This is a genomic window from Lysinibacillus sp. Y5S-8, assembly GCF_036894365.1.
Classification (GTDB): Bacteria; Bacillota; Bacilli; order Bacillales_A; family Planococcaceae; genus Lysinibacillus; species Lysinibacillus fusiformis_D.
In genome coordinates this window covers 375,077-392,056 of sequence record NZ_CP145889.1, presented here as the reverse complement: position 1 = coordinate 392,056, position 16,980 = coordinate 375,077, and the positions used below count along the sequence as shown (strand labels likewise).

At 37.8% G+C, this 16,980-nt stretch carries 15 protein-coding genes and 1 riboswitch; of the genes, 5 read left to right on the top strand and 10 right to left on the bottom strand.

Translation table 11 applies throughout. The features are described from left to right. Positions 1-163: 163 nt before the first annotated feature. Entirely contained in the window at positions 164-997 is an 834-nt protein-coding gene (locus V6670_RS01905) for an undecaprenyl-diphosphate phosphatase (protein WP_036117790.1), read from the bottom strand. A 107-nt stretch (positions 998-1,104) separates the two neighbouring features. Further along, positions 1,105-2,184 carry a metallophosphoesterase gene (locus V6670_RS01900; protein WP_141905152.1) on the bottom strand — a complete coding sequence of 360 codons (1,080 nt, stop codon included), beginning with the start codon at positions 2,182-2,184 and terminating at the stop codon, positions 1,105-1,107. A gap of 308 nt (positions 2,185-2,492) precedes the next feature. On the opposite strand from V6670_RS01900, the gene V6670_RS01895 reads away from it, so the two are divergent. Then, positions 2,493-3,641, top strand: coding sequence for an acyl-CoA dehydrogenase family protein (locus V6670_RS01895; protein WP_338652339.1), 1,149 nt, complete (start codon positions 2,493-2,495; stop codon positions 3,639-3,641). A 35-nt stretch (positions 3,642-3,676) separates the two neighbouring features. On the opposite strand, the gene V6670_RS01890 is transcribed toward V6670_RS01895, so the two are convergent. From V6670_RS01890 to V6670_RS01875, 4 genes are all read right to left on the bottom strand, one after another. After that, a complete protein-coding gene (locus V6670_RS01890; protein WP_338652338.1) occupies positions 3,677-5,881 on the bottom strand; it encodes a histidine kinase dimerization/phospho-acceptor domain-containing protein in 2,205 nt (734 codons plus the stop codon). A gap of 15 nt (positions 5,882-5,896) precedes the next feature. Further along, positions 5,897-6,052, bottom strand: a complete 156-nt coding sequence (locus V6670_RS01885; protein WP_155273172.1) for a hypothetical protein — start codon at positions 6,050-6,052, stop codon at positions 5,897-5,899. Next, positions 6,030-6,722: a response regulator transcription factor gene (locus V6670_RS01880; RefSeq protein ID WP_036117745.1), complete on the bottom strand. Its 693-nt coding sequence runs from the start codon at positions 6,720-6,722 to the stop codon at positions 6,030-6,032. Before V6670_RS01880 ends, V6670_RS01885 begins: the two co-directional genes overlap by 23 nt. 76 nt (positions 6,723-6,798) lie before the next feature. After that, complete coding sequence (locus V6670_RS01875) at positions 6,799-7,662, bottom strand: EamA family transporter (protein ID WP_338652337.1); 864 nt, start codon at positions 7,660-7,662, stop codon at positions 6,799-6,801. 156 nt (positions 7,663-7,818) lie between these two features. On the opposite strand from V6670_RS01875, the gene V6670_RS01870 reads away from it, so the two are divergent. Beyond that, complete coding sequence (locus V6670_RS01870) at positions 7,819-8,049, top strand: excisionase (RefSeq protein ID WP_036117751.1); 231 nt, start codon at positions 7,819-7,821, stop codon at positions 8,047-8,049. A gap of 64 nt (positions 8,050-8,113) precedes the next feature. On the opposite strand, the gene V6670_RS01865 is transcribed toward V6670_RS01870, so the two are convergent. The 3 genes from V6670_RS01865 to V6670_RS01855 form a co-directional block, all read right to left on the bottom strand. Beyond that, the gene (locus V6670_RS01865) at positions 8,114-9,100 is read right to left on the bottom strand and encodes a homoserine dehydrogenase (protein ID WP_036117793.1); all 987 of its coding nucleotides are present in this window, start codon (positions 9,098-9,100) and stop codon (positions 8,114-8,116) included. Between the two features lie 477 nt (positions 9,101-9,577). Then, positions 9,578-9,964 (bottom strand): hypothetical protein, encoded by a 387-nt coding sequence (locus tag V6670_RS01860; RefSeq protein WP_141905157.1) that lies wholly within the window; start codon positions 9,962-9,964, stop codon positions 9,578-9,580. 335 nt (positions 9,965-10,299) lie between these two features. Beyond that, complete coding sequence (locus V6670_RS01855) at positions 10,300-11,601, bottom strand: O-acetylhomoserine aminocarboxypropyltransferase/cysteine synthase family protein (RefSeq protein WP_141905158.1); 1,302 nt, start codon at positions 11,599-11,601, stop codon at positions 10,300-10,302. A 111-nt stretch (positions 11,602-11,712) separates the two neighbouring features. After that, positions 11,713-11,826: riboswitch (SAM riboswitch) on the bottom strand. Positions 11,827-11,981: 155 nt separating this feature from the next. Here V6670_RS01855 and V6670_RS01850 point away from each other — a divergent pair. Beyond that, positions 11,982-12,614 (top strand): glycerol-3-phosphate acyltransferase, encoded by a 633-nt coding sequence (locus V6670_RS01850; RefSeq protein ID WP_338652336.1) that lies wholly within the window; start codon positions 11,982-11,984, stop codon positions 12,612-12,614. A 196-nt stretch (positions 12,615-12,810) separates the two neighbouring features. Then, positions 12,811-14,292, top strand: a complete 1,482-nt coding sequence (locus tag V6670_RS01845) for a DASS family sodium-coupled anion symporter (protein ID WP_141905160.1) — start codon at positions 12,811-12,813, stop codon at positions 14,290-14,292. A gap of 67 nt (positions 14,293-14,359) precedes the next feature. Here the strand turns inward: V6670_RS01845 and V6670_RS01840 are convergent, their stop codons facing one another. After that, complete coding sequence (locus V6670_RS01840) at positions 14,360-15,883, bottom strand: succinate CoA transferase (RefSeq protein ID WP_141905161.1); 1,524 nt, start codon at positions 15,881-15,883, stop codon at positions 14,360-14,362. A gap of 359 nt (positions 15,884-16,242) precedes the next feature. Between V6670_RS01840 and chrR the strand changes: the two genes are divergently transcribed. After that, positions 16,243-16,974 carry a class II chromate reductase ChrR gene (chrR, locus tag V6670_RS01835; RefSeq protein WP_338652335.1) on the top strand — a complete coding sequence of 244 codons (732 nt, stop codon included), beginning with the start codon at positions 16,243-16,245 and terminating at the stop codon, positions 16,972-16,974. Positions 16,975-16,980 lie beyond the last annotated feature (6 nt).

The window sequence follows — 16,980 nt, the reverse complement described above, 5'->3', positions numbered from 1 at the left end:
GAGGTAAATGATAGCTATTATCACTATAATCCTCTATACATTTGCACTATTCAATAAGTCTTTATGATCATTTTTACTAACTTTTCAAAAAATTGATGGCTAGAGTAATAAATTGAATGTAAAAAAGCCACTGCTTCTTATCAAAGAAGAGTGACCTTTTTTTTTACATAAAAATAATTACACAAAGAACTGCGGCTAAAACTAAACGATAAATCGCAAAAGGCATTAACTTCACCTTTGAAATAAGTGCTAGGAAGAACTTGATGGATAGTAAGGCAAAGATAAATGAACTAATAAATCCAACTGCATAGAATCCAAAATAGTCCATCGATAAAGTATCCCAGTTTTTCAGAACGGATACTAGACTAGCCCCTGCCATGATTGGCACTGCCATAATGAATGTAAAATCGGCTGCAACACGGTGACTCATACCAAAGAGTACCCCACCTGAAATAGTCGCACCTGAACGAGAAAAACCTGGCCATAAAGATAGACATTGAACTAACCCAACTTTAAATGCTAAACCATAGGATATCTTGTCTAAAGAATCTACTTTTGGTTTTCTTGGTGCCAATTTATCCGCAGCAATCATTAGAATTGCTCCTGCCACTAAAGCATAAACCACATGCTCTACTTTAAATAAATGGTCATCAATAAAATCTTTAAACGCAAAACCTAAAACAACTGCTGGTAGCATCCCAACAATAACATGCAATAAGTTAAAACGGCCGTTTATGGATTTTGATTGACCGTCAATATTATATAAGCCAACTAAGCTTAGCATACGTTTCCACATCACTACGATAACCGCTAAAATGGAGCCCAGCTGCACAACAATTTTAAATGTGTTAGCAGGATATTTTCCCAAAAACTCCTCTGTCTTTAACCACATATCGTCCACGATAATCATATGACCCGTAGAAGATACTGGTGCGAATTCCGTCATACCTTCGACAAAGCCTAATATTAACGCTTTTAATAATTCTATAATTTCCACCATGTCACCTTACCTTTTTTAATCAAATACCCACCTATTATAAGATACTACGTTTTCATATACTACTGTCATTTCACCTAGGTAGCTCATTTCAAGATTACCACACACTATTGAAAGTTTATATCCACTACCCAAAGCTCTGATCTACTACCAATTCGCATCGGTGGTCCCCAGAAGCCATAGCCTGATGAAACAAGTGTATGCATATGCTCCTTCAACTTATAACCATAGTCCAGTTCAAATACCCGAGCCGTTATATACTGGTTTGGCCATAGCTGACCCTTATGTGTATGACCTGACATATGTAAATCAACCCCCATTGCCGTTGGTGTTACCAAGTCATCGGGTGTATGGTTCATCACAAGCCATGGCAAGTTATCAGATGTCTTTAATTCTTCAAGTGTTTTTCTTTCTTTATTTGTCCTATCCTCTTGCCCTGTTAATACAAACGCATCTTCTATACGAATTGTTTCATCTAGCAGTATTTTCACATTGGCATTTTCCATTTCCTTTACAAACTCAGGAATTTTTTTACCGTAATATTCATGGTTACCCAATATCCCATACGTTCCATATGTAGATGTTAATCCTTTCATGACATCCGCCATGCCCTCTTGAACAAACCATTTTGGATCATCATCCACGATATCGCCAGCTAACAATACAATATCTGGCTGCGCTTCATTTGCCAAGTTTACAAATCGTTGCAAATGCCTTTTATGCGATAATACCCCTAAATGAAAATCAGATGCCACAACAGCTCTCAGTGATTCTAGTTCACTTTCCTTTTTGGCTACCGTTATTTCTAAATGACGAACTACTGGTGAATAAGCTAAATAAGAGCCGATGATACTTAACAAAACTAGGACAGCAACTGCTATACTACCAATTATTTGTACATTTTTAAAGGGAGTTAACCAAACAATCAATTGTGAAGCTAAACACAGTAATAAGCCGTATTCAAAGAGAAACATCCAGTAATTACTGATGACCGAAAAGAACCGTAAAGACTCATGTAATCTTCCGATTATAATACTAAAAGCAACAATATACAGGATCAGCCAAAATAGGACTGGATAACGGAACCATCCCATCGCTACAAGCCACTGCTTTACTCCCCACCCTAAATAGAAAGTCAACGCACTATAAATACTAATTAAAAGTATACCACCGATTACTTTTGGCATAACCTAGTCCTCTACTTTCTTCTATAATTTAGTTGATTATATCATTATACTTAACAATCATATTGCTTGAAGCCCTTGAATAATCTTCTAGTGAAAGTAGGAACTGATTACTTTAATCGTTGACAACTATAAGTTTACCTTTTCATCTCCTCTGATTCTCTCGTTCTACATGACATTCCACCATATTTAGATGACATTTTCGTCATTTTCACACTAAAAGCCACTTTAATTTCTACAAATCTTCCAGTAACATAATAGATGAACGAGAAAATTTACGCATTTACGAGCAAAAAGGGGTGCTATTTCGTATGACACGTTATAAATTTGAAACAACAGAGCATGAGTTATTTCGTAAAACCTTCCGTAAGTTTTTAGCTGAAGAAGCTGAGCCACATTATATTCAATGGGAAAAAGACCATCTAATTCCACTTTCTTTTTGGCGCAAGCTCGGTGAGATGGGCTACCTTTGCCCACAGGTCGAGGAGCAGTATGGCGGGCTTGGTCTGGATTTCAGCTTCGGTGTTATTATTCAAGAGGAGCTAGAACGTATAGGTTCAAGTCTTATTGGGATTGGACTGCATAATGATATTGCCGTACCTTATATCGAGGCTTATGGTACACATGAACAAAAATCTCGCTGGCTACCTAAATGTATTTCAGGCGACTATATCACTGCGATTGCGATGACTGAGCCTGGTACAGGTTCAGATTTGGCGAATATCCAAACATCGGCTATTCGCGATGGTGACCATTATATTGTAAATGGTCAAAAAACCTTTATCACAAATGGTATCCACACAAACTTAGTGGTTGTCGCAGTGAAAACAAATCCACAGGCTGAAAAAAAGCATCGTGGCATCAGCCTACTTGTTATTGAAGAAGGTACACCTGGCTTTACAAAAGGAAGGCAGCTCGAAAAGGTTGGGATGCATGCCCAAGATACTGCTGAACTCTATTTTGAAGATTGTCGAGTGCCTGTGCAAAACCTACTTGGAGAAGAGGGCAAGGGCTTTCACTATATGATGGAAAAGCTACAGCAAGAGCGATTAGCCGTAGCGATTGCTGCACAAACAGCCGCAGAGGATATGCTTACCTTGACATTAGACTATGTAAAATCACGTCAAGCCTTTGGTAGAACAATTGGCGACTTCCAAAATACACAATTTAAAATTGCTGAAATGGCTACTAAAATTGAGCTTGGAAAATCATTTTTAGAATCCTTGATTGAAGAGCATATTGCGGGGAAAAAGGTTGTGACAAAGGTATCTATGGCAAAATACTGGATCACAGAAAATGCACGTGAGCTTGCCACGCAATGCATGCAATTGCATGGTGGCTATGGCTATATGGAGGAATATAAAATTGCTAGAAGGTATAGAGATATACCTGTTATGTCCATCTATGCTGGTACCAACGAAGTGATGAAAGTCATTATCGCCAAAAATTTAGGCTTATAAAAAGATGGCGGCAAATTTCTGCCGCCATCTTTCCATCATACTGCTGGAATTCGAACAATTACTTTAAATAAATCGCCATCTACATCAATGCTCATTCTTGCTCCATGTAAGTCGACAATAGATTGTGCAATGGCTAATCCAAGTCCCGAGCCCTCTGTATGACGAGAAGCATCTGCACGTTTAAAGCGTTCAAATAATTCCTCGGCATCCTCACTGATTTCATATTTCGCAACATTTTTCACTGTAAATTCAGCATCACCATCTGCCGTACGTTTCAACATCACGTATACACGTGTTCCTTCTAACGCATATTTCAAGACATTCACAATTAAATTATCTATAAGTCTCCACCATTTTTGACCATCCACATATGCATAGATGGGATCGTGTGGCATCGTCATACGTAAATCTAAGCTTGACTGTGTCAAATCCTCTTTATGCTCCCCTACCGCTTGCTGGATAAGCTGCGTCAAATCTACTCGACTGCGATGGAGTTCAATATTGCCACTTGCCATTTTTGACACTTCAAAAAGGTCTTCAATCAATACCTTTAAACGCTCAGATTTTTTATCGAGAATTTGAATGTATTGTTGACGTTCTTCGTCTGTAATAGTAGGCTTTTTCAGTAAATCCGTATACGTAATAATAGAGGTTAGTGGCGTACGTAAATCATGACTCACATTTGTAATAAGCTCTGTTTTCAAACGTTCACTTTTCGCCTGCTCATGCATAGACGTACGAACACCTTCTCGTAAATGGTTAAGGTTTTCAGCATGACCTGCAAGCGGTGATTTCCCTTTTACCTTCACATCTCGGTTTAAACGTCCTTCAGCCATATCTTTCGTATCCTTCATAATACGATTTAGATAGCCCATTCTTGATAGGAAAACAACCAAGGCTGGAATTCCTACGAACATACACATAGCAAGAACAAGAACTGGAAAACCGCCTCCTCTTAACATAGAAGCGACAAGGCTACCTCCCCCAAAGAAGGCTGCAGCTAACATAACCAATGAATGCAACGCAATAGAACGATTGATAAATAAATCAGTAATCGAATCGCCAAGTGACCATAAATAACTCAATTTCACATTTTCTTCTAGCTTTTTCAAAGTATCTACTCTTGTATACAGCCAAATTAATTGCACAAAGAAAGCACTGCCTATAACAAATAGCACAGCTATTTTAAAGGCAAAATCTAGTATAGACCGTACATAATTATATTGATAATTGTAATCGTAAGTGTTTTCAATAGATTCAAAAACAATTTGGGAAGTAAAAAGATACATAAATCCTGTGATCAACACTAGAATAACCTGAAAGTCAAACTTTACTTTAGTTAAAATCTCTTTTTCCTTCAGATTCGTGACAGTTTGTAGTACCTCTTTACGACCTCTCCATGCAAAGATTGCCGTTACTATACTAGTAAGCCACACAAAGAAAAAGGTATATTGATTACGATGAAAACGATTATAATCCTGCATAACGCCTAATGATTGAACTGCTTTTTTGGAGATGGTTAAGACACCCATATATTCAGCTGTTTCATAAAAATTATCGACATCCACATATGCTTCTGTACGGTAAAAAATATCCCTTAAATTATTACTAATATTCTCTGCATATAATGGATTTCGCTCTGAATACTTTATTTTATAGGCACTGCTTTCTGAAACATCACCGGCACGGTATATTTTACCTGTTTCAATATTCGTCAACTCATAGGACCAGTAGTCATAGTTTTTTCCAAAGCTTTTCGCTTCGGCTTGTACTGACTTAATATATTTATCAATTAATGCTTCTTTTTCAGCACGAATCTTCTTTCGCACATGCTCATCATTTTCAAAGTTTGCCGTAATATCTTTAATCTTATTATCGCGTTCAGTCTCTAGCTTTGTTTGTAACTCTGCAGCATTGGCATCCGCTGCTTCTTGAATTCGCTGTCCGTATTGCTGTTTAATGTTATCGATTTGCTGTCCCAATGTACCATAGTAATTACGATGATCTTCTATTTCTGATTGCGTAATTTCTATTTTATTTTTCAAATCTGCGGCATTTGGTACATTTAACACTAATGGTCCTAGTTCTGCTGTGAAATTATCGATTTCATGCTGGAAATTTTCCGATTCGAAATAGGATTTACCAATATACTGATAACCCACATGCCAAAAAGTAAAAATACCAAAAATTGTCCAAATGAAACACATTAACACTAGAGAGGATTTCCATTTTTTTATCATACCTCTTACACTCCTCTAAAAAATTCTTTCCAAAAATTGCAAAACCTCTGAGGAGCGAGAATCGACGATTTGATAGGCATAAACACCAAAATAAATGAGCCCAACAACACCTGCTATAAATCCTGCAATCGTCATATACTTCTCTAGTTTATTTTTCCATTTTATAGCCAACGCCCCATACCACCTTTAGATAGCGCGGATTTTTCGGATCTGCTTCAATTTTTTCACGTATCTTCCGAATGTGAACAGCTACAATATTTTCAGCATTGTACGCCTCCTCATTCCAAACACGTTCATAAATTTCACGTATCGAAAAAACACGCCCTACATTTTTCATTAATAATTCCGTGATTTTATATTCTATTGGAGTTAGTCGAACAGGTTCTCCTTCTAGTATGACCTCTTTTGCATCTTCATCAAGAACAAGTCCGTCAATTTCCACTTTTGTCGCTCCTTCACTATACGTCCCTAGTTGCACATAGCGTCGTAGCTGCGATTTTACTCGTGCCAATAGTTCTAATGGATGAAATGGCTTCGTCACATAATCGTCAGCTCCCACGGATAGCCCATGTATTTTATCGCCATCCTCTGCCTTTGCACTCAGCATAATAATTGGAATATTGCGCTCCTCCCTAATTTTAAAGGTTGCTGTAATTCCATCCATGTTTGGCATCATGATATCTAAAATAATTAAATGTACTTCATTGTTCTCTAGCTTTTCTAATGCATCTTGGCCGTCTGCTGCTTTAATGACATGATAGCCTTCATTTTTTAAATAAATTTCAATACCATCACGAATATCTTGATCGTCATCTGTAACAAGAACTGTTAATTTCGTCATGATATACACCTCGCTCTCAAATATCAGTGTACCTTTCAAATCTTAAAAACCAGCTATTATAAAAATGAAGAATTTCTTAAGGTTTTCGTTTTTTCCTTCCACCTATGGTTAAAACAACAATGCCACCTAGTAGCATTGCTAGACCAAGCCAGGACACAATACTTAATTGTTCTCCAATGAAAAACACCCCAAGAATGGCAGCAGTTAATGGCTCTGCTAATGACAGTGTTACAGCTGTGGATGAACTAATTTTTTGTAGACCATTTAAAAACAATAAATACGCCACGCTTGTACACATAATTCCCATGAATAGCATTGTCCATAAGTTGTGTGTATTCCCTAACCAAGCAAATCCATTTTCAAAAGAAAACGGCAGTAAAAATAACGTACAAATAGAGAATGTCATGGCGACTGCTGGCAATGCCTCTTCCTGTGCCATTAATTTTTTACTAATGTTTGTATAAAATGCAAAGGACACACCTGCACAAAGTGCTAATGCAAATCCACCTACATGAACAGACTCGTCTCCATTATTCATAAATAATAAAAGACATCCGATAATCGCCATCAGTGTAGCAAGTCCCCATACCGCTGTCGGACGAGTTTTCCAAATAAGCCATTCTAAAACACCAGAAAATACTGGTGCACTACCAATTGTTGCAACTGTTCCAATGGCTACTCCTGTTAGACGGATAGATGAAAAGAAAAGACCCTGGAAAAGAGCAATACTGGTTGCAGCTAAAACCGTCCATTTCCATGACCAATTTCGAAAGTTAATTTTCCGTAATGAAATGGTAATGGCTAATAATAGACCGCCACCAATTGCAGAACGAATAGTGGCCACTGCTATTGGAGATACCCCTTGATTTAAAAATGTTTGAGCTGTTCCTGTCATTCCCCATAGAATGGCTGCTAGTAATACCAACAACGGATTTAACATTTATCAATTCATCCTCGCTTTACTACTTCATTAATACTAATAATACATATTTATCCAAAATCAAACAATTATCATTTTTACTTTTTCTTTCAATTAGCCTAGTATGCTTTCTCAACAATGGAAGTTATAATATATACAGTAAAAGGAGCGAATCGTATGTACAAAACAATTGCAGAGACAGCTGTTGATCTTGGTATGCCTGAGGATCAAATTATGCGTCTAGTTTATGAGGGGCGTATCCGTTCTGTTTACGATGGAGAACAAACCCTAATCAATAGCGGCCAATTTAGCACGTATTTTAAACAATTGGAACGTATTAAAGAGGAAATCGAAATTTGGCGTTCTACCCCTATTCCAGAAGATATAGATGTGAAAGATGAAGATTAAAAAAACCCACCATTCATACAATCGAACATTGTTGAGTGGCGGGTAATTTTAAAAAATAAGTTTATTAGATTGTCACAACAAATCCTGCTCTTTTCCCAATGATTTCAGCATAGTCCTCTACCATGACACTCGCAGTTGGGTACATTCCTGCCCCAGGGCCAACTAATGTTAATGTCCCAATATAGTTAGTCTCTAACGCTACCGCGTTGAACACATCATCAACGGGATAAAGTGGATGTTCTTTATCAACCAGTTGAGGACCAACTTTAGCGATAATTTTACCGTCAGCCCTTTTTTCCACTTCAGCGACATGGCGGTAACGCAGACCGTTTTCACACGCTTCACGGACTTGTTCAGCCGAAATGCTATCGATACCAATTACTTCTACATCAGCCCAATCTGGTTGCTCTCCGAAAGCTAAAGCACTTAAAATCATTAATTTTTTAAAGGCATCCTGACCAGAAATATCATTATATGGATCCGCCTCGGCATAACCTAAACTTTGCGCCTCTTTTAAAGCTGTTTCGAATGACCAGCCTTGTGCACGCATTTTTGTTAAAATATAATTACATGTGCCATTCAGGACTCCTTGAATACGGCTCACATCATTAACAAGTAAAATATTTTTCATTGTTTTAATAACAGGTACGCCACCTGCAGTAGTTGCCTCATAGCCTACAAAAACACCATTTGCTTTTGCCAGATCCTGCAACTCTAAGCCTCGTTTAGCAAACATCACTTTGTTGGCTGTAACAACGTGACATTTATGCTCAACTGCTCTTTTTAAATAACTGTATGCAGGCTCTTCATTTACAATCGCTTCAAACACAACCTGCATACCTGGCTCTGCTAAGACATCATCCATACTCGTCGTCATTAAATGCGCTGTACCTGGTACACGTTCACGACTAGCATCTGTCACTAAAATCTTTGCTACCTCTAATTCAATACCTAATTTATTTTTTAGCTCTTCTCGCTTTTCATTTAAAATATGATAGATCCCTTGACCCACCGTTCCAAATCCTAAAATCGCTGCCTTTATAGTTGCCATTTCTGCTATTCCCTCCAACTTACATTCCGCAGTTTCATCAAAGCTAATTTCTTCATGGGGTTGTGTCATGATAATTGGACACCCACCGCAAGCTTTAGCCAATTACTCTTCTTTGTACGAGTTTCGCTATTTTAGTATGTGTTGGAACACATACAAATTCAAATAATTCTAAATTTATCTTAAAGAAAATTGTAACGCAAATACATACTTAGCACAAGAAAAATCTTTCTAGGAAGGACATTTGTTTTCTCTAGATGTGCAAAAGAAATCGGTTTCATTCCCTTTATTATACGTTTTTTTAGTTGATCTATAAGATTTGAACAAAAATTGACTATTTCCATTTAAATATATGAATGTCTTTCTTCTATTATATATGTATGCTTGGACACCCATCATCTTGTTACTATTTTAATGACCTCTAAAGAAAAAACTCATTCCCTGTAGCAGCAGAGAATGAGCTTTAATATATGGGGGATTTCAACTTGCTTTTGAAAGCAATTGATAACGATAATGTGTTAAAGCTTGTTGAACAAGACTAATTTCTTCTTCTGTAAAATTTGGTATTGCATACGTACGTTCCACTAATTGAAATGTACCGTATTTTAAGTAAAGCTCTGTTGCAGGAAGTGCAATATGGCTCACACCGTAATGTTCATATGCCTCAAAAACTTCCTTTACAGTATAGCCCTCCTCTTCAGCCACAACATACTCTTGAAATGCTGTATGACCAAAGACTTGCTTCCATTTTTTATCGACTGATGTAAGTAAGTGTTGAATGGATTGATTGTTGACAAAGACATGACCTTCATTCAGCTCATAAATTAGATAGGATGCAATGTTTTGTGCACTATAGATATTACCCATTTTAAACACTCCTTTATCATCAGTTTTTTGGAAGAGCAGTCACTGGCTATGCGACCACTCTTCTTCTATATATTCAAAAGTGGGGGGAGCACTTATGAAAACATTTACCTTATAACAAGAATTTTCGTATTCTTAACTTATTCCCTAGTATATAACAAGGAATTAACTAAGTCAATAATACATATAAAAATACTTGGTATTATTTTTAAAAAAGTTCTGATAATTAATGGATTTTATATTGGGTTGATGTAGCAACGTTTGACGCAATGCCAAATGAGGCAATTCGAATGAGAAAATACGTAAACTGTACAACATCCTCTTTTGCGTTCTAAAACTTAAGCTTCTACAGTTTGTTCAGTTGTTGTGGCAAGCGTAATGGCTTGTTCTAAATCAGCAATAATATCCTCTACTGCCTCTAAACCGATGGATAAGCGAATGAGCGACTCAGTTACGCCAGCTTGAATTAATTCATCTGTTGATAATTGCTGATGTGTAGTAGATGCTGGGTGAATAATGAGCGATTTGGCATCCCCTACATTTGCTACATGTGAAAACAGCTTCACGCTATCAATTAGCTTTCGTCCAGCCTCACGTCCACCTTTAATGCCAAATGTAAGCACAGAACCGAAGCCATTTTTCAAGTATTTTTTCGCCAAATCATGTGTCGCAAAATCTTCTAGGCCATTATAGTTTACATACTCCACAGATGGGTGGTTTCGTAAATATTCAGCAACTGCCAACGCATTTTCATTGTGTTTAGGGATACGCAAATGAAGCGTTTCTAAACCTTGTAGTAAATTAAACGCTGCATCAGCACTTAATGTTGGACCGAAGTCACGTAACAACTGTACGCGTAGCTTCGTAGCAAAAGCAGCAGAAGCTGTATCAATTCCGTAACGTAATCCATGGTAAGAAGCATCTGGTTCCGTAAATCCAGGGAATCGTCCACTAGTCCAATCAAACTTACCAGCGTCTACAACAACCCCACCTAAAGTTGTACCATGACCACCTATCCATTTAGTTGCGGAGTGAACAACAATATCTGCACCGTATTCAATTGGTGTGGAACCATAAGGAGAAGCAAATGTACTATCGATGATTAATGGTAAACTGTTATCATGTGCAATCTTAGCTACTGCTTCAATATCTAAAACTTTTAAACTTGGATTACCATAAATTTCAGCGAAGACAGCTTTCGTTTTATCGGTAATCGCAGCCTTAAAATTCTCTGGGTTTGTTTCATCTACAAAAATTGTTTTAATGCCATACTTCGGTAATGTGTTAGCAAATAAATTATACGTACCGCCATATAAAGAACTTCCTGCTACTATTTCATCGCCTACTCCAGCTAGATTTAAAATGGAGAATGCGATAGCTGCTGCACCAGATGAAAGTGCTACTGCTGCTGTTCCACCTTCCAACAAGGCCACACGCTTTTCAAAAACATCCACTGTCGGATTTGTAATCCGTGTGTAAATGTTCCCCGCTTCCTCTAAGGCAAAAAGACGTTGCGCATGAGCAGTGTCCTTAAATACGAAAGCAGTTGAGCGATAGACAGGAACTGTTCTAGAGCCCGTCACTGGGTCTGGCTCTTGACCACCATGTAACAGCAATGTTTCTGGTTTAAAATTTGTCATTGTGTACCTCCAATTATTTTTTTACGATGGTACCGGAGATGAGGAGGATTTATGTGTAGAAAACAAAACCCTCTCCAGTTAAGAAGAGGGTTGCGGTTGCAAGTTTTCCTCCCCTTATCTGCCAGATCCAAGTAAGAATCTGTAGGAATTAGCACCTTAGTAAGTTCATCACTTACTGGTTGCTGGGCATCATAGGGCCTATCCCTCCGCCGCTCTTGATAAGAGTATAAGATTCAATTTCCATCGTTGTAACACAGTATAAACATAGAGTTTTTTTCTGTCAATATGTAAATTTTATTTTTTCCGAAACTTCTGTCAGCTCTTATACGTAATATGAACGCATACACTAATTTAGAAAAAAAATCGAAAGGAGTATTTTTATGGTAAAAGCCGTGATCATTTTTCTCTTAGTTGGATATTTAATTGGCTGTATTCACGGCTCTAAAGTGGCACAATTTTTATCAGGGGTTGATTTAAAAAAAGCTGGCCATGGCAATGCTGGTGCCTCTAATGCTACACTTTCCCTCGGCTGGAAATATGGCGTTTTAGTAGCCCTAATCGATATTGGCAAAGGCGTTGTAGCTATTATCGGTGCACACTTTTATTTAGCGGATGCTTCGCATTTAACCGAAGGAGAAATATGGCTCCTGACCTACATTATTGCTGCAGGGGTTATTTTGGGTCATAATTTCCCATTTTATATGGGTTTCAATGGTGGGAAAGGAACTGCCTCTATTATTGGAATTCTACTTGCTGTAGATTGGAAGATTGGTTTATTTGCACTTATTTTATTTGTCATTTTATCCTTTGCAACTAACTATTTAATTGTCGGTGTTCTAGAGTTTTATCTCGTTTTTTGTACTGCAACATATTTATGGATTCCTGGAATTGGCCCAACTATAATCGCTGTCCTTCTTTTTGGCATAGCTATTATCCTGCACATCGAAAATATCCAACGATTAGTGAAGGGCACAGAGCCTAAAGTAACGTCTGCATTCAAGAAAAAGAAATAATATTCCAATGGATATTTTTGTATTTTTTATGACCGTATATTTTCTCTTTATCTACTTATATCGCTGTAAAAAGCAGCTATTCTGCATACTTATTTTTTTACAATAAAATAGACAAGTTCTTATCTTAATAAAACATTTTACTAACCGATGTTATGGATAATAATCGTCATATTTATCGTAGAAAGGATGAGAAAATATGTCTTCACCCAATCAAACAGCTACGAAACGGAATTTAAAGCCACTATGGATTGGCTTGGCCTTTGCTTTACTAATCATCATTACTTTTTTACCTAATAACGGTGACTTACCAATCGCTGGACAACGAGCTTTAGCCATCTTAGCATTCGCAGTCATCCTATGGGTAACAGAGGCCGTGTCCTATCCCGTTAGCTCAGCCATGATCATTGCACTTGTAACTGTTCTACTAGGGCTCGCTCCATCAATGGACGATCCTGCTACAGAATTAGGAACTGCTGGCGCTTTAAAATTATCCTTAAGTGGATTTAGTAATTCCGCTGTCGCACTAGTAGCAGCAGCTCTTTTTTTAGCAGCAGCCATGCAAATTACCAACTTACATAAACGGCTTGCTCTCTGGATCCTTTCACTTGTAGGAACAAAAACAAAAGCTATCGTATTCGGCGCCATTTTAGTTTCTATAGCCCTCGCTTTTTTTGTTCCTTCTGCCACAGCACGTGCAGGCGCAGTCGTACCAATATTGCTAGGGATGGTCGCAGCATTTGGTTTACCACGCGATAGTCGACTCGCCGCTTTACTTGTTATTACTTCGGTACAAGCCGTTTCCATTTGGAATATCGGTATCAAGACAGCAGCAGCTCAAAATATGGTCGCTTTAAACTTTATTCAGGAACAATTTAATGTGGATATCTCCTGGGGTGCTTGGTTGCTCTATGCTGCCCCCTTCTCAATCATTATGTCTGTAGCTCTATTTTTCATTATGATCGCTTTAATTAAGCCTGAGACTAGCAATATCGAAGGTGGTAAAGAGGTCATCAAAAAACAGCTTGCAGAGCTTGGCCCATTGAAGGCCCCTGAAATTCGCTTAATCATAACATCAATCGTTTTGCTATTTTTCTGGGCAACTGAAGGGAAATTGCATCCCTTTGACACAACTACAGTTACAATTATTGCCATCTCTATTTTATTAATGCCTAAAATCGGTGTTTATTCATGGAAGGAAGTTGAACCTCATATCCCGTGGGGAACAATTATCGTTTTTGCAGTAGGTATTATGCTAGGAACCATTTTACTTAAGACGGAAGGTGCATCATGGTTATCCGATAAAGTATTTGGTTCACTTGGGCTAGATACGATGCCAATACTAGCAACCATCGCGCTCGTAACATTATTTAATATTTTAATTCATTTAGGCTTTGCAAGTGCAACAAGCTTAGCCTCTGCACTGATACCTGTATTCATCGTATTAGCCTCTACATTAACAACAAATGTTGATCAGGTTGGCTTTGTCATCGTGCAACAATTCGTCATAAGTTTTGGCTTCCTATTACCAATTAGTGCACCACAAAATATGCTTGCCTATGGGACAGGGGCATTTACAACAAAGGATTTCCTGAAATCTGGTATTCCATTAACGATTATCGGCTTCCTTCTAATTCTTCTATTCTCAGCTACTTATTGGAAATGGATTGGATTATTATAAAACTCTAATATGCCCACAACAAAAGCCTTGAAGCACAATTGTCCTTCAAGGCTTTAATCCTGGTATTCTATTGTTTCGTAAACGCAGGGTCCTTCATTGTCCCACTTTTTCCATAATGAACATGCCATGACAGTGCTTTTTCTAGATCATGTGGCGTATGATGTCCACCAGTCGCCTCATTGGCATCATTATAATACTGCCATAGTTGCTCACGATAATCGGGGTGTGCACAATTATCAATGATAAGCGCCGCTCGCTCTTTCGGGGCAAGCCCACGTAAATCAGCTACACCCTGCTCAGTTACGATGACATCCACATCATGCTCAGTATGGTCCACATGTGAAACCATAGGGACAATACTTGAAATGTTGCCACCTTTAGCATACGATTTCGTCACAAAAATCCCTAGACGTGCATTACGTGCAAAGTCACCAGACCCTCCAATGCCATTCATCATCTTTGTACCAGAAACATGTGTTGAATTAACATTGCCGTATATATCAACTTCCAATGCTGTATTCACTGAAATAAGTCCGAGTCGACGAATAATTTCTGGCTGATTGGAAATTTCCTGTGGACGTAATACTAATTTATCAGCATACTTTTCAAAGCTCCCATAAACACGGTTTCCTACTTGCTCTGAAAGGGTAATAGAAGTAGCGGAAGCGAAATTTACTTTCCCTGCATCGATTAATTCAAATACTGCATCCTGTAGAACTTCTGAATAAACTTCTAAGTTCTCGAACTCAGAATCTTTAAAGCCTAACAATACGGCGTTTGCTACTGAGCCTACTCCTGATTGAATTGGTCGCAAGCTCGTAGTTAAGCGACCTAATTTAATCTCTTCACGTAGGAAATTTAATAAATGATTCGCCATTACATCTGTCTCCTCATCAGCAGGAACAATTGTTGATGGCGCATCTAATATATCTGAAATAACGATGCCCTTTACTTTATCTAAATCTAGCGGAATCCCAATTATACCAAGACGATCAGACACATTTTGCAAAGGAATTGGATCACGCTTACCTTGTGGCGCAGGTATGAAAATATCATGCACTCCCTCTAATGCATCAAGCTGTGCTACATTTAATTCAATGATGATTTGGTCTGCTTCTTGTACAAAAATCGGCGAGTTACCAACTGAAGTTGTAGGAATTAATAAGCCGTCTTCTGTAATGGCAGCAGCTTCAATAATTGCGAAATCAATAGGGCCTATAATACCTTGGCGAACAAGTTCAGCATTATGAGAAAGGTGGGCATCTACAAATGTGATATCACCGCTATTGATTTTATTACGAATACCAGCATCTGCTTGGAAAGGGCCTCGCTTACGAATGACACCTGCTTCTGCTAAATATTGATCTACTTCAGGACCAAGTGATGCACCTGTAAAGACATCTACTTGAAATTTCTCTTTTTTAGCTTTCTCTACAAGTGCAAGAGGTACGACTTTTACATCGCCAGCACGTGTGAATCCACTCATCCCTAATACCATACCATCTTTAATCCAAGATGCTGCTTCTTCTGCTGTTACAATCTTGCTCCGCAATTGTTCATGGCGAAGCTTTTTCGCTAACTTTTCTTCCATTCCTCATTCCCCCATCCCACTATATTTTTGTTCAACTTGCATATTTGGTTCCATTAAATGTGTGACATTCGTCAGAAGCTATATCTTTATCCAAATAATGTTTCATCAGATAAACACTAACATCCGTTGAATAAAGAAATTGTATTTTTTGGTAGCACAACCAAATAAACAGTCGCTTCAATAATTTTAAACTATTTAGAATATTTAATCTATATTAAATGAAATATTTTACTTTACGAGATAATTTCTACATTTGTAAACTATTTAAATATAACTAAATATCTTTTTTTCATTCGATTTTGGCGACAAAGCGTGCTATGCTCTTGATATAAAGCACGCATAAAGGAGAGAGTTTTTAAATGGTTAAAGAATTATTACGCAATCATTCATCGGTACGTATTTATGATGGACAACCAATTTCAAAGGAAATCATCGAAGATTTGATCGCAACAGCACAAATGGCTGCAACATCCCATTTTGTGCAGGCCTATAGTGTTATATGGGTAACAGATGCAGATAAAAAAGAAAAATTAGGCTTACTCTCTGGTAACCCACGTCAATATGAAACTTCAGGTGGTGCATTTGTCTTCTGCGTTGATTTCAAGCGTCTTCAAATGGCAGGAAAATTAGAGGGTGTAGACATTGTGGCTGATTCAGCTGAAAATGTCCTTGTTGGTGTCGCAGATGTTTCATTGTTTGCACAGAATTTTGTTATTGCAGCAGAGTCAATGGGGTATGGAATTTGCTATATTGGAGGAGTACGAAATAAACCTTCTGAAATAAGTGAATTGTTTAATTTACCTGATCACGTTTTCCCATTATTCGGTCTGACAATTGGTGTCCCAGCTCGTCGCAATGAAGTAAAACCACGTTTACCTGTATCTGCCATACTACATGAAAATGAATACAATGTTGAACAATATGAAGAGCTTTTACCAGCTTATAACGAGACAATGGAAATGTATTACAATAACCGTTCATCAAACAGAAAAATTGATAATTGGACTAAACAAATGGCTGATTTTTTAGTCGAACAACGACGTCCTCATATCAAAGAGTTTTTAGCTACAAAAGGATTTAACTGGAAATAACCAAAT